The organism is Acinetobacter sp. AKBS16, from assembly GCF_002899995.1.
Taxonomy (GTDB): Bacteria; Pseudomonadota; Gammaproteobacteria; order Pseudomonadales; family Moraxellaceae; genus Acinetobacter; species Acinetobacter baumannii.
The window spans coordinates 12,088-14,796 of record NZ_POYH01000070.1 but is presented as its reverse complement, the minus strand read 5'-3'; the positions used below and the strand labels follow the sequence as shown (position 1 = coordinate 14,796).

2 protein-coding genes are annotated in these 2,709 nt (G+C 42.9%); both read right to left on the bottom strand.

What is annotated here, in order from left to right; all coding sequences use genetic code 11:
- Positions 1–1,429, bottom strand: a 1,429-nt coding sequence (locus C1642_RS19345; RefSeq protein WP_228153871.1) for a molybdopterin-dependent oxidoreductase, incomplete at its 3' end; no start/stop codon positions are given.
- 18 nt (positions 1,430–1,447) lie between these two features.
- Positions 1,448–2,709 (bottom strand): NAD(P)/FAD-dependent oxidoreductase (locus C1642_RS12875; protein ID WP_228153870.1); only part of this gene is annotated, 1,262 nt, incomplete at its 5' end.

Here is a 2,709-nt window from a genome sequence, read left to right as displayed (position 1 = left end):
GGCGTTCGGAGTTGGTTACTGTACCGTCCTTTTCACCCCAACCTAAAGCTGGAAGTAACACATCGGCGTAAGCCGTAGTATCGGTATCGGCACAGATATCTGACACCACAACCAATTCGCATTTCTCTAAAGCACGTTTCACCTGATCGGCATCTGGTAAACTTACCACCGGATTGGTTGCCATAATCCAGATGGCTTTAATTTTTCCAGCTTCAACAGCACGGAACAAATCAACAGCTTTTAAGCCAGCTTGAGTTGCAATAAATGGGCTGTCCCAAAAGGTTTGCACTACTTTTTGGTGCAAGGGATTATCTAAATCCATATGGGCAGCCAACATATTAGCTAAGCCACCCACTTCTCGCCCCCCCATAGCATTGGGCTGGCCTGTCATTGAAAATGGTGCAGCACCGAGCTTTCCAATTTTGCCTGTTAATAAATGACAGTTAATAATGCTGTTGGCCTTATTCACACCCTGACTTGATTGATTCACACCCATTGAAAATAGCGTGATTACTTTTTCAGTCTGCGCAAACTTCTCAAAGAACTGCTGTAATTTGTCTAAAGAAATACCACTGCGTTTGGCAACATAGGCAATATCCGTTTCTTGCTGACTACTTACCAAAACCTCTTGCAAACCTTCAGTATAGGCATCCACAAAGGCCTGATCGGCATGACCATTTTGATATAAATATTGGAATAGACCGTTGAACAATGCGACATCTTGGCCCGGTAAAATCGGTAAATGTAAATCCGCTTGCTCACAAGTACTGGTAAAACGTGGGTCAATCACCACAACAAACATATCTGGATTGTGGCTTTTAGCCTGCATAATCCGCTGATACAGCACAGGATGGCACCATGCGGTATTGGAACCAACCAAAACCACCATATCTGCATGTTCAAAATCTTCATAACTTGCAGGCACAATATCTTCACCGAAACTACGTTTGTGACCTGCCACTGCAGATGACATGCAAAGACGTGAGTTGGTATCGATATTTGCAGTGCCCAAATAGCCTTTTACAAACTTGTTCACCACATAATAGTCTTCAGTCAAAAGCTGACCTGAAACATAAAATGCAATGCTGTCACGACCATATTGATCGATACAAGACTGGAATTTATCGGCAATTTTATTGATTGCTGCATCCCATGTGGTTACAGTCCGAAGTGGCTTACGGCCAAACATCGGTTGAAGTAGACGTGTTTCTAACCCCAAAGTATCCGCAAGTCGGCTACCTTTAATGCATAAGCGCCCAAAGTTGGAAGGATGCTCAGCATCCCCCTCAACTTGCACCACAGGTCCTTGAGGTTTTTGTTGAACGTTTACACTAACACCACAACCTACACCGCAATATGGACATGTTGTTTTAGTTGTTTTTGCAACATGGTCGGAGCTATCGATTTCAACGCTTGGAATACTATTCATAACTGCTCCTTTCCCTATTTAGCCTGCATTTTTTAATGCAAAATCTCGACCAAATAGCAGCTTATTTCTAAATGAAGAAACAGGAGTTTGATCTGCAATTAACTCTGCATACCACATGCCATCTTCAGTATCTCCAAACAATACTGCACCGATTACCCGATCGTTTTGAATGATAATACGCTTATAAATCTGGCGTTTTTCATCGTTCAGGATAATGTCTTCATAATCATCTTTCGGTTCAAAATTGCCCGCCGAGAATACATCGACACCACTGACTTTTAACTGAGTTGGTACGGTTGGTGCCTTAAAAGTTAAGCTGCCGTGTTCAGCCAAATGCGTCGCGCAAATAAAAGCTTGCCCCCACAGTGGTTCAACCAAACCAAAAGTTTGACCACGGTGTTCAATACACTCACCCACGGCATAAATACTTGGGTCAAATGTTTGCATGGTGTCATTCACCAATACACCACGATTACAACGTAATCCTGCACTTTGCGCTAAAGCAATATTCGGACGGATACCTACAGCAAACACCACAAGGTCAGCATCTAACACTGTGCCATCTTTCAAACGAATTTGTTTGACATGGCCGTTTTCGTCACCAATTAACGCTTCGGTATTGGCTTCGGTAATAATATGAATGCCTTTTTGCTCAATGCTATGACGAAGTAATTGACTCGCACGCCCATCAAGTTGGCGTTCCATAATACGGTCCATTAAATGCAATACCGTGACATTCATACCACGTTGCTTTAAACCATAGGCAGCTTCTAAACCCAGCAAACCGCCACCAATCACGACTGCATTAGTTTTTGAACCACAGTATTCAATCATGGTGTTAACGTCATAAATATCGCGGAAAGTTAACACGCCCTTTAAGTCAACACCTTGAACTGGCGGAATAAACGGTGCTGAACCTGTCGCCAGAATTAAACGGTCATAATCAACTGTCTGGCCTTTTTCGGTGTAAACCACTTTACGGGGACGATCAATTTTTACGGCTTTATCACCAGCAATAAATTTAATGCCTTTATCGTCGTACCACTTCGGTGGATGCAACATAATGTCTTCAATGGTTTTTTCACCCGATAAAACCGGAGACAACATAATACGGTTGTAGTTGCCCCACGGTTCTTCACCAATCACCGTAACTTCATAACGGTCTGGTGCCATATCAAGTAAATCTTCCAGACAACGCATCCCTGCCAAACCATTTCCGATCAGCACCAGTCTAAGTTTGTCTTGTGATACACCTGTATTAGTAATATAAGTTTTTTGCG